The sequence below is a fragment of the Rhodococcus sp. BE178 genome (assembly GCF_050433545.1).
Classification (GTDB): domain Bacteria; phylum Actinomycetota; class Actinomycetes; order Mycobacteriales; family Mycobacteriaceae; genus Prescottella.
Genome location: NZ_JBNPXA010000002.1, coordinates 498,296 through 521,537 on the forward strand (window position 1 = coordinate 498,296; position 23,242 = coordinate 521,537).

The 23,242-nt window shown below is 69.4% G+C and carries 23 protein-coding genes; 2 read left to right on the plus strand and 21 right to left on the minus strand.

The window, feature by feature from the left end; translation table 11 throughout:
- Positions 1-58: 58 nt before the first annotated feature.
- The gene (locus tag J2X34_RS06340; protein WP_114722682.1) at positions 59-622 is read left to right on the plus strand and encodes a TetR/AcrR family transcriptional regulator; all 564 of its coding nucleotides are present in this window, start codon (positions 59-61) and stop codon (positions 620-622) included.
- Here the strand turns inward: J2X34_RS06340 and J2X34_RS06345 are convergent.
- From J2X34_RS06345 to J2X34_RS06420, 16 genes are all read right to left on the minus strand, one after another.
- Positions 619-2,640 (minus strand): primosomal protein N', encoded by a 2,022-nt coding sequence (locus J2X34_RS06345; RefSeq protein WP_258557981.1) that lies wholly within the window; start codon positions 2,638-2,640, stop codon positions 619-621. The two genes, J2X34_RS06340 and J2X34_RS06345, sit on opposite strands and share 4 nt — an antisense overlap.
- A gap of 22 nt (positions 2,641-2,662) precedes the next feature.
- A complete protein-coding gene (metK, locus tag J2X34_RS06350; RefSeq protein WP_114722680.1) occupies positions 2,663-3,874 on the minus strand; it encodes a methionine adenosyltransferase in 1,212 nt (403 codons plus the stop codon).
- A 173-nt stretch (positions 3,875-4,047) separates the two neighbouring features.
- Positions 4,048-5,331: a bifunctional phosphopantothenoylcysteine decarboxylase/phosphopantothenate--cysteine ligase CoaBC gene (coaBC, locus tag J2X34_RS06355; protein WP_429516383.1), complete on the minus strand. Its 1,284-nt coding sequence runs from the start codon at positions 5,329-5,331 to the stop codon at positions 4,048-4,050.
- A complete protein-coding gene (gene rpoZ / locus J2X34_RS06360; protein WP_114722678.1) occupies positions 5,328-5,609 on the minus strand; it encodes a DNA-directed RNA polymerase subunit omega in 282 nt (93 codons plus the stop codon). The genes coaBC and rpoZ overlap by 4 nt, the downstream gene beginning before the upstream one ends.
- 105 nt (positions 5,610-5,714) lie before the next feature.
- Positions 5,715-6,281, minus strand: coding sequence for a guanylate kinase (gene gmk / locus J2X34_RS06365; RefSeq protein ID WP_114722677.1), 567 nt, complete (start codon positions 6,279-6,281; stop codon positions 5,715-5,717).
- Positions 6,282-6,359: 78 nt separating this feature from the next.
- Entirely contained in the window at positions 6,360-6,680 is a 321-nt protein-coding gene (mihF, locus tag J2X34_RS06370) for an integration host factor, actinobacterial type (protein ID WP_007535578.1), read from the minus strand.
- A gap of 475 nt (positions 6,681-7,155) precedes the next feature.
- Positions 7,156-8,004, minus strand: coding sequence for an orotidine-5'-phosphate decarboxylase (gene pyrF, locus J2X34_RS06375; RefSeq protein WP_114722676.1), 849 nt, complete (start codon positions 8,002-8,004; stop codon positions 7,156-7,158).
- Positions 8,001-11,348: a carbamoyl-phosphate synthase large subunit gene (gene carB, locus J2X34_RS06380; RefSeq protein WP_114722675.1), complete on the minus strand. Its 3,348-nt coding sequence runs from the start codon at positions 11,346-11,348 to the stop codon at positions 8,001-8,003. Before carB ends, pyrF begins: the two co-directional genes overlap by 4 nt.
- Complete coding sequence (gene carA, locus J2X34_RS06385; RefSeq protein ID WP_114722674.1) at positions 11,348-12,508, minus strand: glutamine-hydrolyzing carbamoyl-phosphate synthase small subunit; 1,161 nt, start codon at positions 12,506-12,508, stop codon at positions 11,348-11,350. The genes carB and carA overlap by 1 nt, the downstream gene beginning before the upstream one ends.
- Entirely contained in the window at positions 12,505-13,047 is a 543-nt protein-coding gene (locus J2X34_RS06390) for a transporter (RefSeq protein ID WP_114722673.1), read from the minus strand. The genes carA and J2X34_RS06390 overlap by 4 nt, the downstream gene beginning before the upstream one ends.
- The gene (locus J2X34_RS06395) at positions 13,047-14,366 is read right to left on the minus strand and encodes a dihydroorotase (RefSeq protein ID WP_114722751.1); all 1,320 of its coding nucleotides are present in this window, start codon (positions 14,364-14,366) and stop codon (positions 13,047-13,049) included. Before J2X34_RS06395 ends, J2X34_RS06390 begins: the two co-directional genes overlap by 1 nt.
- A gap of 56 nt (positions 14,367-14,422) precedes the next feature.
- Positions 14,423-15,364, minus strand: coding sequence for an aspartate carbamoyltransferase catalytic subunit (locus J2X34_RS06400; protein WP_429516384.1), 942 nt, complete (start codon positions 15,362-15,364; stop codon positions 14,423-14,425).
- Positions 15,361-15,972, minus strand: a complete 612-nt coding sequence (pyrR, locus tag J2X34_RS06405; RefSeq protein WP_114722671.1) for a bifunctional pyr operon transcriptional regulator/uracil phosphoribosyltransferase PyrR — start codon at positions 15,970-15,972, stop codon at positions 15,361-15,363. Before pyrR ends, J2X34_RS06400 begins: the two co-directional genes overlap by 4 nt.
- A 170-nt stretch (positions 15,973-16,142) precedes the next feature.
- Positions 16,143-16,682 carry a transcription antitermination factor NusB gene (nusB, locus tag J2X34_RS06410; RefSeq protein WP_114722670.1) on the minus strand — a complete coding sequence of 180 codons (540 nt, stop codon included), beginning with the start codon at positions 16,680-16,682 and terminating at the stop codon, positions 16,143-16,145.
- Positions 16,683-17,246, minus strand: a complete 564-nt coding sequence (efp, locus tag J2X34_RS06415; RefSeq protein ID WP_114722669.1) for an elongation factor P — start codon at positions 17,244-17,246, stop codon at positions 16,683-16,685. It abuts the gene before it with no gap.
- 16 nt (positions 17,247-17,262) lie between these two features.
- Positions 17,263-18,381 (minus strand): M24 family metallopeptidase, encoded by a 1,119-nt coding sequence (locus J2X34_RS06420; protein WP_429516385.1) that lies wholly within the window; start codon positions 18,379-18,381, stop codon positions 17,263-17,265.
- Positions 18,382-18,515: 134 nt separating this feature from the next.
- Between J2X34_RS06420 and J2X34_RS06425 the strand changes: the two genes are divergently transcribed.
- A complete protein-coding gene (locus J2X34_RS06425; RefSeq protein WP_114722667.1) occupies positions 18,516-19,196 on the plus strand; it encodes a B-4DMT family transporter in 681 nt (226 codons plus the stop codon).
- A gap of 107 nt (positions 19,197-19,303) precedes the next feature.
- Here the strand turns inward: J2X34_RS06425 and aroQ are convergent, their stop codons facing one another.
- Genes aroQ through J2X34_RS06450 form a run of 5 tightly spaced genes read right to left on the minus strand, consistent with a single transcriptional unit; the run spans position 19,304 to position 23,231 of the window.
- On the minus strand, positions 19,304-19,732 hold the full coding sequence (gene aroQ / locus J2X34_RS06430) for a type II 3-dehydroquinate dehydratase (RefSeq protein WP_114722666.1): 429 nt from the start codon (positions 19,730-19,732) through the stop codon (positions 19,304-19,306).
- Entirely contained in the window at positions 19,729-20,838 is a 1,110-nt protein-coding gene (gene aroB / locus J2X34_RS06435; RefSeq protein WP_114722665.1) for a 3-dehydroquinate synthase, read from the minus strand. The genes aroQ and aroB overlap by 4 nt, the downstream gene beginning before the upstream one ends.
- Positions 20,839-20,842: 4 nt before the next feature.
- Positions 20,843-21,397: a shikimate kinase gene (locus J2X34_RS06440; protein WP_114722664.1), complete on the minus strand. Its 555-nt coding sequence runs from the start codon at positions 21,395-21,397 to the stop codon at positions 20,843-20,845.
- Positions 21,398-21,401: 4 nt separating this feature from the next.
- Positions 21,402-22,589 carry a chorismate synthase gene (gene aroC / locus J2X34_RS06445; protein WP_114722750.1) on the minus strand — a complete coding sequence of 396 codons (1,188 nt, stop codon included), beginning with the start codon at positions 22,587-22,589 and terminating at the stop codon, positions 21,402-21,404.
- Between the two features lie 60 nt (positions 22,590-22,649).
- Positions 22,650-23,231: a prepilin peptidase gene (locus J2X34_RS06450; RefSeq protein WP_174909923.1), complete on the minus strand. Its 582-nt coding sequence runs from the start codon at positions 23,229-23,231 to the stop codon at positions 22,650-22,652.
- Positions 23,232-23,242: the final 11 nt, after the last annotated feature.

The window sequence follows — 23,242 nt, forward strand, 5'->3', positions numbered from 1 at the left end:
CAACGCCCGTTACTGTACCAGCCGGACGGTTCAGTAACGAGCGGCTATCGTTCGTCTCATGCCACCGCCACCCGCCGCCCGCGCCAAGCTGTTGGACGCGTTCATCCAGATCCTGATCGAGCAGGGGGAACGCGCAGCGACGCTCGAAGCCGTCGCCGCGGCCGCGGGCGTGTCCAAAGGCGGTCTGCTCTACCATTTCGCGTCGAAGGACGCCCTGGTGGCAGGGTTGGCCGAGCACCTCGAGGGATTGGGTGCGGCCGACGTGGAGGCCATGCGCACCGCGCCGGAGGGCCCGGCCGCCTACTACGTACGGACCTCGAACTATGAGGACACGGTTCTCGACCGGGCCATCGTCGCGACGATCTGTCTGAGTCAGGGTGCCAATACCCGCGCCCAGGACGCCCTGCTTCGAATCCGCGACTGCTGGATGGACGCGATGGCGGAGGAGATCCCCGACCGCGCGATCGCGCAGACGGTGATGTTGATAGGCGACGGCCTGTACTACAACGCCGCGATGTCCGGCACACCGAGCATCGTCACCGACGACGAGATGAACGAACTGCTCACCATCGTGCGACGCATCATCGGTGACGCCCGTGCCGGCGCGGAGGGCCGCTCCTAGCCGATCCGAAGCGGATCCACCTGGACGCGCACCGGTCCGGCGGACCTGCGGGCGCTGCGGACGGCCTGCGCCTCGGCCAGGCCTTTCGCGAGCTCCCGCCCCGCACTACGGGGCACGCGAACGAGCATGCGCTCCACGTCCTCCGGCTCGGGCTCGTCACTCGAGAACGGCAGCCGCTGGCCCGGCGGTAGCGGCACCGGGCCGAGCACCTCGGCCGAGTCGGGCAGCGAAGCGAGTTCCAGAAGCTCGGCGACCGACGCCGCCGTACCGTCGACCGCCGCCATGTGCGCCGCCGGCGGAAAACCCACCTCGGCACGCTCCGCGAGCTGAGCCTGCGCGTGCCACAACGGGTCCCACCGAACCAGCGCCTGGACGGTCGGAATCCCGGAGTCGGCGACCACCACCACCTCGCCGCCGTCCTGATGCGAACGCACCAGCGCCGACGCGGTCATCCACCGCCGCAACGTCTCCTCCGCGGCCCGCAGGTCGGCGCGGCCGAGCAGAGCCCAGCCGTCGAGCAGCAGCGCCGCGCCGTAACCATCGGGCATCACCGGTTCGGCGCCCACGGTCGAGACAACCAGTTTGGGGCCCGGCGCGATCTCGGCCTTGACGTCGGCACCCCCCGAAGTGTGCACGGCGACACCCGGAAACGCGCGTCCGAGCTCCTCGGCGGTCCGTCCCGCTCCCACCACCACGGCCCGCAGCGCCCGCGCCCCACACGCGTGGCACCGGTGGTTGGCGTCAGCGACACCGCACCAGCGACAGGTCGGGGTACCGGCACCGTCCGGTCCGGTGGCCGCCGGTAGCGACAGCGGGCCGTTGCAGCGGCGACAGCGCGCGGGTGCACGACACTTCGCACACGCCAGCGACGGAACGTACCCGCGGCGTGGAACCTGAACCAGCACACCGGCACCCGCGGCGATCGCCTGGCGCGCCGCCGCGAACGCGATCGCCGGCAGGCGGGCCGCCCGCGCGCCCGGATCGCGGGCCAGGGCGTGGTCGCTGTCGGCGAGGGCCGTCACCTTGGGTGACCGCGCGCGCACCACGTCACGCGGGGCGACCAGGTCGTGCGCCCAACCCGAATCCACGAGGGCCTGGCCCTCCGCGGTGCGCGAATGTCCCGCGAGCACCAGCGCGCAACCGGTGCCGTGCGCCCGCAGCAGCGCAACCTCTCGCGCGTGCGGGTACGGCGAGCGCGGCTCGGACAGGTTGTCGTCGCCGTCGTCCCACACGATCATCAGGCCGAGGTCCGGCGTCGGAGCGAACACCGACGCGCGGGTACCGACGACCACCCGGGCGGTTCCCCGCAGCGCGGCCAGCCACCGCCGATACCGGGCGGACGGACCGAGACCGGCCGCGAGACCGACCACGTCGTCCTTCCCGATCACCGACTCGCACGCGGCGAGCACCCGGTCCAGGTCGCGCTGATCGGGCACCACCAGCACCACACCCCGCCCCGACGCCGCGACGACACCGGCGAGTTCGGCGATCCGGGTGGCCCAGTCCTCCCCCGGCAGGGCCTGCCACACCGCGCGTGGGCCGCGCCCCGATTCGAGGGCCTCGACGAAATTGAGACCGTGCACGTACGCGGACCACGCGTCACGGTCGACCTTCGGCGCCTCGGGGACGGGCCGCTCGGCGGCCTCCTCGGACTCGACCTTCGCGTGCCGCGGCGGCACGGCCAGGCGCAGGACGTCCGCACGGGTCCCCGCGTACCGCTGCGCCACCGCGTCGACCAGGCCCCGCACCTCGGGGGTGAGGACGCGCTCGGCGGACACCACCTTGTCGAGCCAGCCGAGCTTGCCGGTGTGGTCACTGGAATCGGCCCGTTCGAGCAGGAAACCGTCGACGAGCCGCCCGGCGAACCGCACCCGCACGCGCACCCCGGGTCGGGCCTGCTCGTCGAGGTCGGCGGGAACGAGGTAGTCGAACTCCCGATCGAGATGGGCGAGAGGAAGCAGCGGCAGCACTCGCGCCACGGGCGCGTGTGCTGCCGCTGTCTTGTCGGTGCCGCTCAGCGAGCTGACTTGTCGTCGACGGTCAGAGACCGGCCGCCGCGCGCAGCTTCTCGGCGCGGTCGGTGCGCTCCCACGGCAGATCGATGTCGGTACGGCCGAAGTGGCCGTACGCCGCGGTGCCCGCATAGATCGGGCGCAGCAGGTCCAGGTCGCGGATGATCGCGCCGGGGCGCAGGTCGAAGACCTCGCTGATCGCGGTCTGGATCTTCTCCGGGTCGGTCTTCTCGGTGCCGAACGTCTCGACGAACAGACCCACCGGGGCCGCCTTGCCGATCGCGTACGCGACCTGGACCTCGATGCGGTCCGCGAGGCCCGCCGCGACGGCGTTCTTGGCGACCCAACGCATCGCGTACGCCGCGGAACGGTCCACCTTCGACGGATCCTTGCCGGAGAACGCGCCACCACCGTGCCGGGCCATGCCGCCGTACGTGTCGACGATGATCTTGCGACCGGTCAGGCCGGCGTCGCCCATCGGGCCGCCGAGCACGAACTTGCCGGTCGGGTTGACGAGCAGGCGCACGTCCGAGGTGTCCAGCTCGATGTCCAGCTCGGACAGCACGTGGCCGAGGACCTTCTCGCGCAGATCCGGGGTGAGCAGATTGTCGAGGTCGATGTCGGCCGCGTGCTGCGTCGAGATGACGACGGTGTCGAGGCGGACCGGGCGGTCACCGTCGTACTCGATGGTGACCTGGGTCTTGCCGTCCGGACGCAGGTACGGCAGCACGCCGGTCTTGCGGACCTCGGTGAGGCGACGCGACAGACGGTGCGCGAGCGCGATCGGCAGCGGCATCAGCTCGGGGGTGTCGGTGCAGGCGTACCCGAACATCAGGCCCTGGTCACCGGCGCCCTGACGGTCGATCTCGTCGTCGGTGGCACCACCGACACGCGCCTCGTGCGAGTGATCGACGCCCTGCGCGATCTCGGGCGACTGCGCGCCGATCGCGATGTTGACGCCGCACGAGTTGCCGTCGAAGCCCTTGGCGGACGAGTCGTAGCCGATCTCGAGCACCTTGTCGCGAACGATCTTCGGGATGTCGACGTAGGCGGAGGTGGTCACCTCGCCGGCGACGTGCACCTGCCCGGTCGTCACCAGGGTCTCGACCGCGACGCGGCTGCGCGGATCCTTCTCGAGCATCGCGTCGAGGATGGAGTCACTGATCGCATCACAGATCTTGTCCGGATGACCTTCGGTCACGGACTCACTGGTGAATAGCCGCTTGCCGGACGTGCTCACAGATCTCCCTCTCGACGTTCTGTCCAGGGTCCGTGTCCCTCGAATCCGACGACGCGAATTCGGTTGGCCCCGATACGACACCTGAGCTGATTTTCGTTTCTACTTCTATTCAATACCGCGCTCGACCCTAGTGCCAGAAAGCGGGTCCCGGCGGCGATCGCCACCGGAGTGTGTTACTCGGGAACGAGGAGCGCTGCGAGTGCATCGAGCACCCGACTGGCCATCAGTGACTTCGACCCGGGCTCGATCGCGGACTCGGTACCGTCGGCGCCGAGCAGCCAACCGTCGTTGTGGTCGACCTCGAAGGCCTTACCCTCACCGACAGCGTTGACGACGAGAAGATCACAACCCTTGCGTGTCAACTTCGTTCGCGCATGATCGAGAACACTGCCCGACGCGTCACCGGTCTCGGCCGCGAAACCGACGATCGCGGTCGCGGTATCGACGGTTCCGTCCCGTCGAGCCTGCACGAGACCCGCGAGAATGTCCTCGTTTCGGATCAGCGGAATCGAATCGGGTTCGTCGGCGCCCTTCTTGATCTTGCTGGTGGCGACGGTGGCCGGCCGGAAGTCCGCCACCGCGGCCGACATGATCACGGCATCCGCATCGACGGCGTGCTTCATGACCGCCTCGCGCATCTGCTCCGCGGTCCGCACATGGACGACGTCGACGGCAGCGGGATCCGCGAGTTCGGCCGTGGCACCCGCCACGAGCGTCACCTCGGCGCCACGCTGGGCGGCGAGGCGCGCGAGCGCGTACCCCTGCTTACCGGAACTGCGGTTCCCGAGGAACCGCACCGGGTCGAGGGGTTCGCGGGTACCGCCGGCCGAGATCACGACCCGTCGCCCCTCGAGATCCCGGGGCAACGCGGCCGGTCGCTCGAGCAGGAGCGACGCGAGCGCGACGATCTCCTCGGGATCAGGCATCCGGCCCGCGCCGGTGTCCTTGCCGGTGAGCCGACCGGACGCCGGTTCGATCACGGTGTTGCCCCGCTCGCGCAGGGTCGCGACGTTGCTCACCGTCGCGGGGTGCTCCCACATCTCGGTGTGCATCGCCGGAGCGAACACGACCGGACAACGCGCGGTCAGCAGCGTCGCGGTCAACAGATCGTCGGCACGACCGGCGACGGCCCGGGCCATGAGGTCCGCGGTGGCCGGCGCGATGACGACCAGGTCGGCCTCCTGGCCCAGACGCACATGCGGCACCTCGGGCACGTCGGCGAACACGCCGGTGTGCACGGGGTTGCCGGACAGCGCCTCGAAGGTGGCCCGACCGACGAACTGCAGCGCAGACTCGGTAGGAATCACCCGGACGTGGTGACCGCTCTCGGTGAAGCTGCGCACGATCGCACAACTCTTGTAGGCGGCGATCCCGCCGCCGACACCGACGACGATCCGCTTGGGGCCCTCGGATGCCGTGCCGGGTTCGCGCTCAGGCACGGACGTTGCTCCGCTCACTCGCCTTCGGTGTGCTCGAGCAGGTCGGCGTGGATCTCGCGCAGCGCGATGGACAGCGGCTTCTCCTGCAGACCCGGCTCGACGAGCGGGCCGACGTACTCGAGGATGCCGTCACCGAGCTGGTTGTAGTAGTCGTTGATCTGCCGGGCGCGCTTGGCCGAGTAGATGACCAGCGCGTACTTGGACGACGTGCGCTCGAGGAGCTCGTCGATCGGCGGGTTGGTGATGCCGAGCGGGGTGTCGTAGGCAGGCAGGGCACGACCTGCGGTGTCGGACACTACTGCTTCGGTGCTGCTCACTCGGTTCTCCTGAACTTGACTGGAAACTGTCAAATTGAATGTCGGAATTAGGGGCAACGGCACTTGGTCAGGACCGGAAAGGACCTAGACCTGTCGTCCAGCCAACAAGGATACCAACTCATCGCAGGCCTGGCTGACGTCCTCGTTCACGATGACCGTGTCGAACTCGTCCTGGGCCGCCAATTCGACCTTCGCAGTCTGCAGGCGGCGCTCGACGACGTCGGCCGGTTCGGTACCGCGACCGGTCAACCGCGAGACCAGAACGTCCCAGCTCGGCGGTGCCATGAACGCCAGGATCGCTTCCGGCATCGACGCCCGCACGGAGCGGGCACCCACCAGATCGACCTCGAGCAGCACCGGCTTGCCGTCCGCGAGCGCCTGGCGCACCGGCTCGGCCGGAGTACCGGAGCGCTGCAGGCCACCGTGGATCTCGGCCCATTCGAGCAGGTCACCGGCGGTGATCATGCGGTCGAACTCTTCCCGCGAGATGAAGTGGTAGTCCTGTCCGTCCACTTCGCCCGGCCGCGGGTCCCGGGTGGTCACCGAGACGCTGAAGACGATCTCGGGCATACGTTCACGCAGCAACCGGACAACGCTGGACTTACCCACGGCCGAGGGGCCGGCCAGTACTACCAGCCGGCCCCTCCGCACTGCGCTGCCATCCTCGGTCGAGGCCGAGGTGGCGTTGCTGCCTGACACTTGTTGTGCGTCAGCAATCACTTGTCGCGCTCAGGCCTCGAAATCGAACCTGGCGAGCAGAGCCTTGCGCTGCCGATCGCCGAGGCCACGAAGGCGACGGGTCGGAGCGATCTCGAGCTCGGTCATGATCTCCTGCGCCTTGACCTTGCCAACCTTGGGCAGGGCCTCGAGCAGAGCCGACACCTTCATCTTGCCGAGGATCTCGTCCTCTTCGGCATCCTTCAGGACCTGCTTCAGGTCGGTGCCGCCGCGCTTGAGGCGCTCCTTGAGCTCAGCCCGGGCCTTACGGGCGGCAGCCGCCTTCTCCAAAGCAGCAGCGCGCTGCTCGTCGGTCAACTGGGGAAGGGCCACGGTTCCTCCGTCTCGTCGTGTGCAAATGGTCTACAACCACTGGATAACCAGCGGCGATAGCGACCGTACTCACGCCGGGCGCCGATTGCTAACCCACCCCCCGACGTCAGCGCCCGATTCGGGTGGGTTATGTGTTCATTCGACGGTGCGTTCGAAGGGACCGCGTCCGGGCACCCACATCCGCCGACCGCCGGGCGCCGACACCCCGAAGTCTCCCTGTTTTCGCAGGTCGACGGACATTTATCCCGATCGGAAGCGCCGCCGGACCGGCCCCGCGACGTGGCATGTCCCACAGTTCGTCCGGTGGGAGGCGCCAGGTCGGAAAAATTTGGAAAAGATTACGAAAACTTCCGTGCGTCAGCGCGTGTCGTGCAATCGCCGGGTGGCCCGAGCCGGCCGTCACGACGACGAAGGCCGGGTTCGGGCCGAGCCCGAACCCGGCCTTGCCGGGAGATTGCACGACGCGCGCCGGCGCCTAGTCCTGCAGGAACGCGAACGCGTCGACGGAACGCGCCACGGCCTCCTGGATCGCCGACACCGACGGCCCCGCCCGCAGCACCTCGCGCGACACGCTCGGCACCACGGCACGCAGGCTGTCGCCCGCCAGCCGCCGGACGTCGTCGGCGGTGCCGCCCTGATGGCCCACACCGGGCATCAGGATCGGCCCGTGCAGGCCGCTCAGGTCGGGGGCCTGCGTGAGCGTGGCGCCCACGACGACACCGACCGAGCCCAGGACGTCCGCGCCGGCATTGCGGGCGGCGGCTTCGTCGACCATCACCTGACTGACCTTGCGGCCGTCCACGGCGGTCGAGAGCTGCACCTGCGCGCCCTCCGGATTGGACGTCGCCGCCAGCACGAACAGTCCACCGTCGTTGCGCTCGGCGAGCTCGAGCACGGGATCGAGCGACCCGAAGCCCAGGTACGGCGACACCGTCACGGCGTCGGACGCGAGCGGCGAGCCCTCCCCCAGCCACGCCTGGGCGTACGCGCTCATCGTGGAGCCGATGTCGCCACGCTTGGCGTCGGCCAGGACGAGCGTGCCGGCCTCCCGCAGGACCGTGATGGTGCGTTCGAGGACCGCGAAGCCACCGGAGCCGTACGCCTCGAAGAACGCGACCTGAGGCTTGACGAGGGCGACCCGGCCGACGAACGCCTCGACGCAGATCTCACTGAACTGCTCGAGGCCCTCGACGGTCTGCTGCAGGCCCCAGGCCTCCAGCAGCTCGGGGTGCGGGTCCACGCCGACGCACAGCGGGCCGTGATGGCCCAGTGCCGCGTGGACCCGCGCCCCGAAGGACGTGCCCGACGTCTGCTCCGACGTCACTGCTGCGAGTCCCGCAGACGCGAGTGCAGCTCCTGCAGCGACTGGACGCCGATGTCGCCGCGGATGGCGGCCTCGATGCCCTGCACGGCTGCGGACGCACCCTGCACGGTGGTGATGCACGGGATGTTCTTCGACACCGCGGCGCTGCGGATCTCGTAGCCGTCGACGCGCGGGCCGGAGTTGCCGTACGGGGTGTTGATCACCATGTCGACGTCGCCGGCCTTGATCTGCTCGACGATGGTCTGCGCACCCTCGGGCAGGTCCTCGCCGGACTGCTTGTGGACCTGCTCGCACGTGATGCCGTTGCGGCGCAGGACGTCGGCGGTGCCCTCGGTCGCGAGGATCCGGAAGCCGAGGTCGGCGAGACGCTTGACCGGGAAGATCAGCGAACGCTTGTCCTTGTTGGCGACCGAGACGAACACCGAGCCGCTGGTGGGCAGCGAGCCGTACGCGGCGGTCTGGCTCTTGGCGAACGCGGTACCGAAGTCCGCGTCGATGCCCATGACCTCGCCGGTGGACTTCATCTCGGGGCTCAGCAGCGTGTCGACGCCGGTGCCGTCGGCGCGACGGAACCGGTTGAACGGCAGCACCGCTTCCTTGACGGCGACCGGTGCGTCCATCGAGACCGTTCCACCGTCGCCCTCGGCGGGCAGCAGTCCCTGGGTGCGCAGTTCGGCGATCGACTCGCCGAGCATCACCCGGGCACACGCCTTCGCCAGCTGCACCGCGGTGGCCTTGGAGACGAACGGCACGGTCCGCGACGCGCGCGGGTTGGCCTCGAGGACGTACAGGATGTCGTCCTTGAGCGCGTACTGCACGTTGAGCAGGCCCTTGACGCCGATGCCCTTCGCGAGCGCCTCGGTGGAACGACGGACGTTCTCCAGGTCGGCGCGGCCGAGGGTGATCGGGGGCAGCGCGCACGCCGAGTCACCGGAGTGGATACCGGCCTCCTCGATGTGCTCCATGACGCCGCCGAGGTATACCTCGGTGCCGTCGCACAGGGCGTCGACGTCGATCTCCACCGCGTCCTCCAGGAAGCGGTCGACCAGCACCGGCCGGTCGTCGGAGATCTCGGTGGCGCGGGAGATGTAGCTCTCGAGCGCCTTCTCGTCGTACACGATCTCCATGCCGCGGCCGCCGAGGACGTACGACGGACGCACCAGCACCGGGTAGCCGATGCCGGACGCGATATCGCGCGCACCCTCGAACGTGGTGGCGGTGCCGAACTTCGGAGCCGGCAGGCCGGCCTCGGTCAGCACGCGACCGAACTCGCCGCGGTCCTCCGCCAGGTCGATGGCCTCGGGGCTGGTACCCACGATCGGCACACCGGCCTCCTTGAGGCGCTTCGCCAGGCCCAGCGGGGTCTGGCCGCCGAGCTGGACGATGACGCCCGCGACGGTGCCGGACTCCGACTCGGCGCGGTAGACCTCGAGCACGTCCTCGAACGTGAGCGGCTCGAAGTACAGGCGGTCGGCGGTGTCGTAGTCCGTCGAGACGGTCTCCGGGTTGCAGTTGACCATGACGGTCTCGTAGCCGGCCTCGGACAGCGTCTGCGCGGCGTGCACACACGAGTAGTCGAACTCGATGCCCTGACCGATGCGGTTCGGGCCCGAGCCCAGGATCAGCACCTTGGGACGCTCGGTCTGCGGCGCGACCTCGGTCTCCGCCTCGGGATCGAGCTCGTACGTCGAGTAGTGGTACGGCGTCTTGGCCTCGAACTCGGCGGCGCAGGTGTCGACGGTCTTGTAGACCGGGCGCACCTTCAGCTCGTCGCGCAGCGCGCGGACCGCGTCCTCCGCGGCCTGGCCCTCACCGAACTCGGGGCGCAGTGCCGCGATCTGCCGATCCGACAGGCCGTGGTACTTGGCCTGACGCAGCAGCCGCTCGTCGAACTTCTCCGCAGCGCGGATCTGCTCGCCCAGCTCGTGGATCTGCTGCATCTGATCCAGGAACCACGGGTCGATCGCGGTCGCGTCGAACAGCTGCTCGATCGTGGCGCCCAGCGCGAACGCCTTCTCGATGCCGTACATGCGGCCGTCGTGCGGAACCTTCAGCTCCTCGAGCAGCGACTCCAAGTCCGTCGCCTCCACCTCGGGGCCCGTCCAGTAGCCGGCGCGCTTGGTCTCGAGCGAGCGCATGACCTTGCCGAACGCCTCGGTGAAGTTGCGGCCGATGGACATGGCCTCACCGACGGACTTCATCGTGGTGGTCAGCGTGCCGTCGGCGCCCGGGAACTTCTCGAACGCGAACCGCGGCGCCTTGACGACGACATAGTCGAGGGTCGGCTCGAAGCAGGCCGGGGTCTCGCCGGTGATGTCGTTGACGATCTCGTCGAGCGTGTAGCCGATGGCCAGCTTCGCGGCCATCTTCGCGATCGGGTAGCCGGTCGCCTTCGACGCCAGCGCCGACGAGCGGGACACGCGCGGGTTCATCTCGATGACGACGAGGCGACCGTCGGTCGGATCCATCGCGAACTGGATGTTGCAGCCGCCGGTGTCGACGCCGACCTCGCGCAGGATGTCGATCGAGAGGTCGCGCATCTTCTGGTACTCGCGGTCGGTGAGCGTCATGGCCGGGGCCACCGTCACCGAGTCGCCGGTGTGGACACCGACCGGGTCGACGTTCTCGATGGAGCAGATGATCACGACGTTGTCGCGACCGTCGCGCATCAGCTCGAGCTCGTACTCCTTCCAACCGAGGATGGACTCCTCGATCAGGACGTTCGCGGTGGGCGACGCGGCCAGGCCGCCGCCGGCGATGCGCTCGAGATCCGCCTCGTCGTACGCCATGCCGGAGCCCAGGCCGCCCATCGTGAACGACGGCCGCACGACGACGGGGTAACCGAGCTCGGCGACCGTGGCCTTGACCTCGTCCATCGTGTAGCAGACACGCGAGCGCGCGGACTCGCCGCCGACCTTCTCGACGATGTCCTTGAACTTCTGGCGATCCTCGCCGCGCTGGATGGCGTCGAAGTCGGCACCGATCAGCTCGACGTCGTACTTCTCCAGGATGCCCTGGTCGTGCAGCGCCACGGCGGTGTTGAGCGCGGTCTGGCCACCGAGCGTCGCCAGCACGGCGTCGATCTTGTGGCCCTTCTCCGCCTCCCGGGCGATGACCCTCTCGACGAACTCGGCCGTGATCGGCTCGACGTAAGTGGAGTCGGCGAACTCGGGGTCGGTCATGATCGTGGCCGGGTTGGAGTTCACCAGGGAGACGCGCAGGCCCTCCTCGCGGAGAACCCGGCAGGCCTGGGTGCCCGAGTAGTCGAACTCGCAGGCCTGTCCGATGACGATCGGCCCGGAGCCGATCACCAGGATGTGCTCGAGATCTGTACGACGTGGCATTACTTCTTGACTCCCTCGAGCAGGTTGGCGAAACGGTCGAACAGGTACGCGGCGTCGTGCGGGCCGGCCGCGGCCTCGGGGTGGTACTGCACCGAGAACGCGGAATCGTCGAGCAGGCGGACGCCCTCGACGGCGCCGTCGTTGGCGCATGTGTGGCTCACGACCGCGCGGCCGAACGGGGTGTCGAACTCCTGGCCTGCTTCACCCTCGAGCGCGAAGCCGTGGTTCTGCGCGGTGATCGCGATGCGTCCGGTCTCGTGCTCGACGACCGGGATGTTGATGCCGCGGTGGCCGAACTTCATCTTGTAGGTGTTCAGTCCCAGCGCGCGGCCCAGGATCTGGTTGCCGAAGCAGATGCCGAACAGCGGCAGCCCCTGGCCCAGGATCTCCTTGGTGAGGTGCACGGCACCGTCCGCGGTGGCCGGGTCGCCCGGGCCGTTGGACAGGAAGACGCCGTCGGCCTTGATGTCCAGGATGTCGTGCAGCGTCGCGGTGGACGGCAGCACGTGCACGCGCATGCCGCGCTCGGCGAACATGCGCGGCGTGTTGGTCTTGATGCCGAGGTCGATCGCCGCGACGGTGTAGCGGGCCTCGCCGCCGGCCGGCTCGACGATGTAGCCGTCCGGGGTCGACACCTCGCCGGCCAGGTCGGCGCCGAGCATCGTCGGCTGGCTCTTCACCCGATCCAGCAGGACATCCACGTCGGCGAGCGCGTCGCCCGAGAAGACGCCGGCGCGCATCGAACCGCGGGTGCGCAGGTGCCGAACCAGGGCGCGGGTGTCGATGCCGGCGATGCCGACGACGCCCTGGCGCTCGAGCTCGTCCTGCAGCGACCCGGTCGCCCGCCAGCTGGAGGTGCGGCGCGAGGGGTCGCGCACGACGTAGCCCGCGACCCAGATCTTCGACTCCGACGACTTACCGGTGGGGCCGACGGACTCGTTGTCCTCGTCGTTCCAGCCGGTGTTGCCGATCTGCGGTGCCGTCGACACCACGATCTGACGGTGGTAGCTGGGATCGGTAAGGGTCTCCTGATAGCCCGTCATGCCGGTGCTGAAGACCGCCTCGCCGAGGGTCTGCCCCACGGCACCGAACGTCGTTCCCCGGAAGACACGGCCGTCCTCGAGAACCAGGACCGCCGTATTGCTGTCAAAGCCGCTCATGCGTCTTCTCCGTTCTGCTCGACCTCACCAGAGCCCGCCGCATTCGCTGTGTCATCACTGTCTGTGTCGCGCACCCACTCGGGGTACACCGTCTTGTCGTCTCCGCGGAATCCCGTGTCGATCTCGGTGCCGGTGGGCAACTCCCACCGGATCACCAGGACTCCGTCCTTCGTCATCACTTTTCCGGCAAGGCCGCGCTCGGTGCGGATCGCCCGGATCGATCCCTCGGGAATCCAGATCGCCGACGCGCCGTCCCGCTCGAGCAGGATGCCGCCCGTCCAGCGGCTGAGCGCACCGGTCGCACGGAAGCCGATGTCGCCGACCGCGATGCGGTCCTGCCAGCTCGGGGCGATCGTGCTGCCCACGTACAGGCCGGTGCTCGGGGCGATCAACTGCTTGCCGAGGTCCGCGGGAACCTGCGGCAGCTCACCGATCCGGTCGGCCTGGCGCCTGGCCCGACCCTTCCAGCCGCGGTACATCAGGAAGATCGCCAGCGCCCAGACCGCGATGCAGCCGACCACCCACAGAATGCGCTCCATCAGTACACCTCTCCCAGTGGCCGGACCTTGCCGTCACGTGCGGTGACGCGGCCGCGCAGCACCGTGGCCGTCACCCTCGCGGGCAGCGTCATCGACTCGTACGGCGTGTTGTTCGCGACGCTGGCCAACTCCGGGCCGTGCACCGTCCACTCGGTGTCGGGGTCGACGAGCACCAGATTGGCCGGCTCGCCCACCTCGATCGGGCGACCCTGGTCGTCGAGTCCGACGATCTCGGCGGGCCGCTCGCTCATCACGCGGGCCACGCCGCGCCAGTCCAGCAGGCCCGGACGGACCATCGTGTCCACGACGATCGACAGTGCCGTCTCGAGCCCGAGCATGCCGGGGCGGGCCTGCGAGAACTCGCAGCACTTGTCCTGTTCGGCGTGCGGCGCGTGATCGGTGGCCACGCAGTCGATGATCCCCTCGGCCAGCCCACGGCGCAGCGCCGCGACATCGGAGGCCTCGCGCAGCGGCGGGTTGACCTTGTTGACCGCGTCGTACGTCTCGAGGCGCGAGTCGTCGAGCAGAAGGTGGTGCGGGGTGACCTCGGCGGTGATGGAGATGCCCTGACCGCGCGCCCACTTCACGAGCTCGACGGAGCCGGCGGTCGACGCGTGGCAGATGTGCACGCGGGCGCCGGCGTCACGGGCCAGGAGCGCGTCGCGGGCGACGATCGACTCCTCGGCGGCGCGCGGCCAACCGGTCAGTCCGAGTCGGGCCGCGGTGGGGCCCTCGTGTGCGACTGCACCCTCGGTCAGGCGCGGCTCTTCCGCGTGCTGCGCAATCAGGACGCCGAGCGACGCGGAGTACTCCAGCGCGCGGCGCATGATCAGCGGGTCCGCGACGCAGTGGCCGTCGTCGGAGAACAGCTTCACCCGGCCGACACCGGCCGCCATCGTTGCCATCTCGGCGAGCTGCTTGCCTTCGAGGCCGACCGTGACCGCACCGACCGGGTGCACGTCGACGAGCCCGACCTCCTGGCCGCGTCGCCACACGTGGTCGGTAATGACGGCGGAGTCGGCCACCGGGCTGGTGTTCGCCATCGCGAACACCGCGGTGTAACCGCCGAGGGCCGCCGCCGCCGAACCGGAGTCGATGGTCTCGGTGTCCTCGCGGCCCGGTTCACGCAGGTGCGTGTGCATGTCGACGAAGCCGGGCAGCAGGATCTGCCCCTGCCCGTCGATCACCTCGGTGTCGTCGCCGGCATTCAGTCCGGCACCGATTTCGAGGATCTGGCCGTCGCCCAGCAGCAGGTCGGTCGGATCGCCCTCGCCGTACACCAGAACGTTCTTGATCAACACGTTCCCGCTCGCGGACATCTGCGGCGCCACCTTCTCGTTTCTCGTCTTGTCGTTACTCGTTGTGTTCAGGTCGCTCACGCGACCTCTTCCGTTCCCACCAACAGCCGGAACAGAACTGCCATCCGGACGTGGACACCATTTGTGACCTGCTGCAGCACAGCCGTTTTCGGCGAATCCGCGACCGACGACGCGATCTCCATGCCGCGCAGCATCGGACCGGGGTGCAGCACCACCGCGTTGTCGGCGAGCAGGCCCAGGCGCTTCTCGTTGAGGCCGTAGGTGATCGAGTACTCGCGCGGCGACGGGAAGAACCCGCCGTTCATCCGCTCGGCCTGCACCCGCAGCATCAGGACCGCGTCGAGTCCGGGCAGTTCGGCGTCGATCGAGTGCGACACCCGCACCGGCCACGTCTCGACCCCGGCCGGCAGCAGCGTGCGCGGCGCCACCAGGACCACCTCGGCACCGAGCATCGACAGCAGTAACGCGTTCGACCGCGCCACCCGGCTGTGCAGGATGTCGCCGACGATCGCGATCCGCCGTCCCTCGATGCCGCCGAGCCGCTGACGCAGCGTCAGCGCATCGAGCAGGGCCTGCGTCGGATGCTCGTGGGTGCCGTCACCGGCATTGATGATCGACGGACCGCCGTCCTCGGCGGCACCGGTCCACGCCGCGATCTGATGCGCCGCACCGGAAGCCGGGTGCCGGACGATCAGCGCGTCGGCACCGGCCGCGCGCAGCGTCATCGCCGTGTCGCGCAGCGACTCGCCCTTCGACACCGACGAGCTGGACGCGCTGACGTTGATCACGTCGGCGCTCATCCACTTGCCGGCCACCTCGAACGACACCCGCGTGCGGGTGGAGTTCTCGAAGAACACCGTCATCACGGTCCGCCCGCGCAGCGTCGGGAGCTTCTTGACCTCACGCCCGAGCAGCGCCTGCTCGAACCGTTCGGCCTCGTCGAGTAGCTCGGTCGCGGAATCCCGGTTCAGATCCGCGATGGAGAGCAGGTGCTTCACTTCTCGTTCTCCTCTGCGTGCCCGCTCGACAGCACCACACCGTCACGGCCGTCGTGCTCGGCAAGGAGCACGGCAACATCCTCGGTGCGTGCGGTGGGCACGTTCTTGCCTACGTAGTCGGCGCGCAACGGCAGCTCACGATGTCCGCGGTCGACCAGGACCGCCAACTGGACCGCACGCGGGCGGCCGAGGTCACGCAGCGCATCGAGCGCGGATCGGACCGTCCGGCCGGAGAACAGGACGTCGTCGACGAGCACGACGAGCGCGTTGTCGACACCGCCTTCCGGAACCGAGGTCCGCTCGAGCGGGCGGTGCGGCTTGGTCCGCAGATCGTCGCGGTAGAGCGTGATGTCGAGGGAGCCGACCGGCGGGCGGACACCCGCGAACTCCTCGATCTTGTCGGCGAGGCGTGCGGCAAGCGTGGTGCCTCGGGTGGGAATCCCGATCAGGACGACGCGAGGTGCGGAACCATCCGTGGCGTCGAGCGCGGTCTTCTCGATGATCTGATGCGCGATGCGGGCGATGGTCCTGCCGACGTCGGCCGGGGACAGCAGTTCGCGCGCGTTCGCGGGGGGAAGACCGGATGAGGGCCCTTCGGGCATACGCATAGAGCGACCTCCTTCTCCGCCTCTCTGGACGGATCGTTAAAGGATGTCTGACGCCGGTCAGCCTATCAGCGGCGACCACCGCGCCAGATTCCGGGTAGGCCGAGTCCTCGAAGTGTGCCGAACGCGCTGCCGCCCACCCCGAAATCGGGATGGGCGGCAGCTTGTCCACTTCAGGACTCGGAATCTTCACCGCCGGCAGGGCCGGCGGGGGTGTCAGCGTCGTCGGCGGTGTCCGCCTTCGCGCGCTGCGAGGTCGCCGCGGCCGCGGCCCGGACCTGCGGGGCCACCAGCACGACCTGACCCAGCACTCCGTTCACGAAGCTGGGCGAGTCGTCGGTGGACAGCTCCTTGGCGAGTTCGACAGCTTCGTCGACGGCGACGACGGGCGGGACGTCCGTCGCGTGGAACAGCTCCCACACGGCGATCCGCAGGATCGCCCGGTCGACCGCAGGCAGACGCTCGAGCGTCCAGTCCTGCAGATGCGACTCGATCACCTGATCGAGCCGGTCGAGGTTCTCCGCGACACCCTGCACCACGGTCACCGTGTACGGGGCCACCGGGGCAACGGAATCGTCGCGGGTCGCGAGCTGCGCCCGCTCCTCCGCGAGATCGACCGGGTCGACGTCACGCGCCTCGGCCTCGAACAGGAAATCGACGGCCCGCTTGCGGGCCTTGTGACGTGCTCCGAGTTTCTTATGCGTACCCGACACTCAGGAATTCACGCGCCCGAGGTAGTTGCCGTCACGCGAATCGACCTTGAGCTTGTCGCCGGTGTTGATGAACAGCGGGACCTGGATCTCGGCGCCGGTCTCGAGGGTGGCGGGCTTGGTGCCACCGGTCGAACGGTCACCCTGCAGGCCCGGATCGGTGTGCTTGACCTCGAGCTCGACCGTGACCGGGAGCTCGACGAACAGCGGGGCATCCTCGTGCGTCGCGACCTGGACCTGCATGTTCTCGAGCAGGAAGCGCGCGCCGTCGCCGACGGTGGCCTCGCCGATCGGAATCTGGTCGTAGGTGTCGCCATCCATGAAGATGTAGTCGCTACCGTCGTGGTACAGGTAGGTCATGTCGCGGCGGTCGACCGTAGCGGTCTCGACCTTGACACCCGCGTTGAAGGTCTTGTCGACGGTCTTGCCCGACAGGACGTTCTTCATCTTGGTGCGGACGAACGCAGGGCCCTTGCCCGGCTTGACGTGCTGGAACTCGATGATCTGCCAGAGCTGGCCCTCGATCTTCAGTACGAGCCCGTTCTTGAAATCACTGGTGTCTGCCACTTAGTTCGCGTCTCCTTCAGACGATTACGAGATCCTTGCTGGTGAGAGTGAGGAGTTCCGGCCCCTGCTCGCGAACGACGAGCGTGTCCTCGATCCTGACGCCACCGCGCCCGGAGAAGTACACACCCGGCTCGACGGTCACCACCGCACCGCAAAGCAGTGTACCGGTGCCGAGCTTGCCGATCCCGGGTGCTTCATGGATCTCCAGCCCCACGCCGTGGCCGAGTCCGTGCAGGAACAGGTCGCCGTATCCGGCGCTCTCGATCACCGACCGGGCCGCCGCGTCCACCGCGCCGACCTCGGCGCCGGGCGCGAGCGCCGCCCGACCCGCCGCCTGCGCCTCCCGGACCAGGTCGTAGAGGTCCCGCTGCCACTGCGAGACCTTCTCCAGCACGTACGTCCGGGTCATGTCGGAGTGGTAGCCGCCGATCTGCGCACCGAAGTCCAGTTTGAGGAGGTCGCCGGACCGCAGGACTGCGTCGGTGGGTCGATGGTGCGGGATCGCCGAGTTCGGGCCGGCGGCGACGATCGTCTCGAACGAGATTCCGTCGGCACCGTGGTCGAACATGAGCGACTCGAGTTCACGACCCACCTCGCGTTCGGTCCGCCCCGGGCGCAGTCCCCCGCGCTCGATCAACGCCGCGAGGGCATCGTCGGCCGCCGCGCACGCCCGACGCAGCAGGTCGATCTCGCCCTCGTCCTTGACGGTTCGGAGTTGCTCCACCAGACGCGGGGCGCGGGTGAAACCGATCTCCGGTGCCGCCTCGACCCAAGCGGCGTGCTGGTCGAACGTCACGACGTGGCTCTCGAAGCCGAGCGTGCCGGCGCCCCAGGCGACAGCGAGTTCGAGCAGGCGCGGCGCGCTCGCGCGGGCGATCTCCGCCCGCAGGTCCGGCACCTGCTCGGCGACCTGCACCAGGTATCGACCGTCGCTGCAGATGACGGTCCGGTCCTCGGCACCCGACTCGTCGGCGGCGGTCACGAGCAACGCCGCATTCGAGCCGGTGAATCCGGTGAGGTAGCGGATGTTGAGCAGGTCCGTCACCAGCAGCGCGTCGAGGCTGTGCTCCCGCAGGAGAGCACGAAGTCGGCCGCGGCGCGCGGCGGTCGAAGCGGTCACCCGGTGGATCGACATGCCTCCGAAACTACCCTGCAACTACCCTGCGCCCACCCTGCTCCCCCGGCGCGACAGACGTGTCCGACGCCTCTTCGACCCGTTTGTGTGGGTTAGGACACAAGTGCCGAACCCTGCTGGTTACGCTGTGTCACATGAATGGGTGGGTCGTACGCGGTCTCGGTCTGGCATTGGTACACGTCGTGGTGCGCACTTTCCTGGGAGCCGCGGTGACGCAGTGGCCCCAGCAGGGCAGCATCCTGAGGTGGTTCTCGTTGATCCTCGTGATCCTCGCGGCGTTCCTGTGGGGCGCGCTCGACGGCATCCGCGACCGTCGCGCCAATCCCGACCCGGACGAGTCCGCGGATCTGACGATGATGTGGCTCAAGGCCGCCGCCGTCGCCGGCATCCTCGCGGGCGCCGCGGCCTGGATCCTCGGACTGATCTTCGACATCGCGATCACCAACGGCTCGCTGTTCTTCGAGGTCACCTCCGGCGCAGCCTTCACCATCCTGCTGATCTTCATCCCGGCGACGATCGGCGTCGCCCTCGGCCGGTTCCTCGTGGGACGCGATTCCGCGAAGGCACGGGCCGCCGGCGCAGTCGCGTATGCGGACGACGCCGATGTCGACGTCGAAGAGTCCGCCGCCGAGAACTACGCCGGCAGCGAGTGGTCGTACGAGCACGGCACCGAGACCGGCTACGGCTACACCGACAGCGCCGCGGGAGACGGGAGCGGCGAAGGCGCGGTGCCCGCCGACAACACCGACACCGAGGTGTTCGCGCCGGTCGACCCGGACGGCAAGCCCGGTGGGGCGCACCGGGCCGACACGTAGACCGCGCAACGAACTCGCACTGAGAGACGAACGGGCCGGAGCGGATGATCCGCCCCGGCCCGTTCTGTCGTGCCAGGCTTCCCGACTCGCGTCGAGGCGCAACTGTGTCAGCCGCGCTCGGCCAGGAACCGCAGCGCCAACGCATAGCCGGCGACGCCCAAGCCGACGATCGACCCGGTCGCCACCGAACTCAGGTACGAGTGGTGACGGAACTGCTCCCGCGCATGGACGTTCGAGATGTGCAGTTCCACCAGGCCGGCGGTCAGCTCGGCGCACGCGTCGCGCAGCACCACCGAAGTGTGGGTGAGCCCGCCCGCGTTCAGGATCACCGGCTCGCGGGCGTCCGCCGCGTCGTGGATCCAGCCGAGCAGTTCGCCTTCGCTGTCGCTCTGCCGGACGACCACCTCGATACCGAGGTCGGTGGCGGCCTTCTCACAGAGTGCAACCAGGTCGTCGTGCGTGGTCGAGCCGTAGACCTCGGGCTGCCGCTTGCCGAGCCGACCCAGGTTGGGTCCGTTGATGACCTGGACCCTCACAGCAGTACCGCCCCGCCGCTCGGGCTCTCGTCGCGTGCGACAGCCGAGTAGGCGGCGGCGAGCAGCGACGGATCCGGCCCCTCGAGCCGACCCGGCTTGGCGAGTCCGTCGAGCACGACGAAGCGGAGCAGGCCGGCGCGGTTCTTCTTGTCGGTCTGCATACCCTCGAGAAGCTGCCCGAACGCGTCGCCGTCGTACGTCGTGGGAAGACCGACCAGCTGCAGGATCGAGCGGTGCCGGTCGGCGGTGGCGTCGTCGAGTCGTCCGGCCAGGCGGCCGAGCTCGGCGGCGAAGACGAGTCCCACCGACACGGCGGCACCGTGGCGCCAGCGGTACCGCTCGCGGCGCTCGATCGCGTGGCCGAGGGTGTGGCCGTAGTTGAGGATCTCGCGCAGGTTCGACTCGCGCAGGTCGGCGGCGACCACCTTCGCCTTGACCTCGACCGAGCGGCGGATCAGTTCGGGCAGCACGGTGCCCGTCGGGTCCAGCGCGGCGGCGGGGTCGGCCTCGATGAGGTCGAGGATCACCGGGTCGGCGATGAATCCGGTCTTGATGACCTCCGCCATGCCCGCGACGATCTCGTTGTGCGGCACCGTCTCGAGCGTCGCCAGGTCGATCAGGACCGCCGACGGCTCGTGGAACGCACCGACCAGGTTCTTGCCGGCCTCCGTGTTGATCCCGGTCTTGCCGCCCACTGCGGCGTCGACCATGGCCAAAAGCGTCGTCGGGACGTGCACGATCCGCACGCCGCGCATCCACGTCGCGGCGACGAAGCCCGCGAGGTCGGTCGCGGCGCCGCCGCCGAGGCTGACGACCGCATCGCTGCGCGTCAGTCCGATTCGACCGAGCACCTCCCAGCAGAAGCCCGCGACCGCGAGGTCCTTGCCGTCCTCGGCGTCGGGGATCTCGACACGGTGGGCGTCGATTCCCTTCTCCGCCAAGGCTGCGCGCACGGCCTCCGCGGTCTCCGCGAGCGGCGGCTGGTGGAAGATGGCCACCGTGCGGGTGCCCTCGAGTTCCTCGACGAGCTCGCCGAGCAGACCTCGCCCGATGATCACGGGGTAGGGATCGGCCGTGGCGACCTCGACGCGTACCGGTTCGGTCACTTCTCTACTGCTCCGCTTCTGTGTCGTCTCTTGCCGGGTCGCCTGCGGCGGCCCCGTCGGTCAACTTGGTCACCAGCTGCTGGACGACCCGGCTGGGACTCCGGCTGTCGGTGCGTACCCGAATGGTCGCCACCTGCCGGTACAGCGGGCGGCGGCGACGCATCAGGGCGTGGTACTTGGCTTTGGGGTCGGCGCCGGCCAGCAGCGGTCGCCCCGTGTTCGCTCCGGTTCGCTTGAGCCCCTCGGCGACACTGATCTCCAGGTACACCACGGTATGCCCCGCCAACCGGGAACGGGTGCGTTCGGACAGGATCGCGCCGCCGCCCAGGGACAGGATCCCGTCGTGCGACTCGAGGGCCTCCCCGACCACCCGCTCCTCGATCTCCCGGAAGAAGGGCTCCCCATCCGTCTCGAAGATCTCCGGGATGGTGCGCCCGGTCTCGCGCTCGATCTCGGTGTCGGTGTCGAGCAACTCCAGATCGAGTGCCTGCGCGAGACGTCGGCCGATGGTCGACTTTCCCGCGCCCGGCGGCCCGATCAGGACGGCGCGCGGCGTCATCGCATCACCGCGACAGACGGGCCGCGATGCCGTCGACGTAACGCTGGTAGTTCGAGCGGGTCTCCGCGAGGGAGTCGCCACCGAACTTGTCGAGCGCGGCCTGGGCCACCACGAGCGCAACCATCGCCTCGGCCACGACACCGGCGGCCGGAACCGCGCACACATCCGAACGCTGGTGGATCGCCACGGCCTCCTCGCCGGTCGACATGTCGACCGTGGACAGCGCGCGCGGGACCGTCGAGATCGGCTTCATCGCGGCGCGCACACGCAGCGCCTCACCGTTGGTCATGCCGCCCTCGAGGCCGCCGGCGCGGTTGGTCGAACGCAGGACGCCGTCGGGGCCGGGACGCATCTCGTCGTGCGCGGCGCTGCCGCGGCGGCGTGCGGTCTCGAAGCCGTCACCGACCTCGACGCCCTTGATCGCCTGGATGCCCATCAGGGCGGCGGCGAGCTTGGAGTCGAGCCGGTCCGCGCCGCTGATGAACGAGCCGAGGCCGACCGGCAGACCGTGGACGATCACCTCGACGACACCGCCGAGGGTGTCGCCGTCCTTCTTGGCGGCCTCGATCTCGGCGATCATCGACTCTTCCGCGGCCTTGTCGCAGGCACGCACGGGGCTGGCATCGATGGCGTCGAGCGCGTCGGCGGCGGGACCGGGGCCGACGTAGGGGTCGGAGGCGCCGATCGAGATGACGTGCGAGACGACCTCGACGCCGAACAGCTGGCGCAGGAACTGACGGGCCACGGTTCCGGCCGCGACGCGGGCCGCGGTCTCACGGGCGCTGGCGCGCTCGAGGACGGGGCGGGCGTCGTCGAAGCCGTACTTGAGCATGCCCGAGTAGTCGGCGTGGCCGGGGCGCGGACGGGTCAGCGGCGCGTTGCGGGCCTGACCGGCGAGCTCCGCCTCGTCCACCGGGTCGGCGGACATGATCGTCTCCCACTTGGGCCACTCGGTGTTGCCCACCTCGACCGCGATCGGACCGCCGAGGGTGCGACCGTGCCGCACGCCACCGATGATCGTGACCTTGTCGGCCTCGAACTTCATGCGGGCACCGCGGCCGTAGCCGAGGCGACGGCGCGCAAGCTGCGCCGCGATGTCGTCGGACGTCACCTCGACGCCGGCAACCATCCCCTCGAGCATGGCAACGAGGGCGGGACCATGGGACTCTCCAGCAGTTATCCAGCGCAACACATCCAGCATCTTTCCACGAGCACGGCGTCCGGTACGACAGCGGGCCGTCCGCCGCTCCCGTCACACCGGCCACATCGCCAACGCGGTCGCCGCGCACATCGACGGACCGTGGGCGATCATCCCGTCCGCTCTCCCCCGCAACACGCCCACCACGGCGGTGAGGACTGGCGCGAGAGCGGCGGCCGCGAGCCACGTCTGGGCCCCGCCGAGGCCCGCCGCGGCGCCCAGACCGAGCGCCAGTTTGACGTCGCCCGCACCCATGGCCGCGGGCGCCGTCAGGTGCACGAGCAGGTACAGTCCCGACAGCATCAGGCCGCCGACGACCGCCGTCCGCCACTGCCCCGTGGCGGTCGCGAAGCCCACGATCGCCACCGCGCCCGGAAGGGTCAGGACGTTGGGGAGACGGCGCACCCGCAGGTCGACGACACCGGCCGCGATCGTCCACCACACGAACAGCAGCGCCGGTGCGAGGGTAGGCACGAGCCCGTTCCGCACCGCGACCGCCGCGAACCCGAGTGCACACGCGACCTCGCACCATCCGGCGGGCACCGGCGACTCGCGCGCGAGCCGTGCCACGACGCGCCTGGTTCCGGCCCCGGCGGCGACACCCGCCGCAACGCCCACCACACCGATCCACCACATGCCGAGAGCAT

What these genes read in the sequence shown, in the direction of transcription:
- J2X34_RS06340 (WP_114722682.1), top strand. Translation starts at nt 59, where the DNA reads ATGCCACCGCCACCCGCCGCCCGCGCCAAGCTGTTGGACGCGTTCATC.
- carB (WP_114722675.1), bottom strand. Translation starts at nt 11,348, where the DNA reads ATGCCACGTCGTACAGATCTCGAGCACATCCTGGTGATCGGCTCCGGG.
- carA (WP_114722674.1), bottom strand. Translation starts at nt 12,508, where the DNA reads ATGAGCGGCTTTGACAGCAATACGGCGGTCCTGGTTCTCGAGGACGGC.
- J2X34_RS06390 (WP_114722673.1), bottom strand. Translation starts at nt 13,047, where the DNA reads ATGGAGCGCATTCTGTGGGTGGTCGGCTGCATCGCGGTCTGGGCGCTG.
- J2X34_RS06395 (WP_114722751.1), bottom strand. Translation starts at nt 14,366, where the DNA reads ATGTCCGCGAGCGGGAACGTGTTGATCAAGAACGTTCTGGTGTACGGC.
- pyrR (WP_114722671.1), bottom strand. Translation starts at nt 15,972, where the DNA reads ATGCGTATGCCCGAAGGGCCCTCATCCGGTCTTCCCCCCGCGAACGCG.
- J2X34_RS06420 (WP_429516385.1), bottom strand. Translation starts at nt 18,381, where the DNA reads ATGTCGATCCACCGGGTGACCGCTTCGACCGCCGCGCGCCGCGGCCGA.
- J2X34_RS06425 (WP_114722667.1), top strand. Translation starts at nt 18,516, where the DNA reads ATGAATGGGTGGGTCGTACGCGGTCTCGGTCTGGCATTGGTACACGTC.
- J2X34_RS06440 (WP_114722664.1), bottom strand. Translation starts at nt 21,397, where the DNA reads ATGACGCCGCGCGCCGTCCTGATCGGGCCGCCGGGCGCGGGAAAGTCG.
- J2X34_RS06450 (WP_174909923.1), bottom strand. Translation starts at nt 23,231, where the DNA reads ATGTGGTGGATCGGTGTGGTGGGCGTTGCGGCGGGTGTCGCCGCCGGG.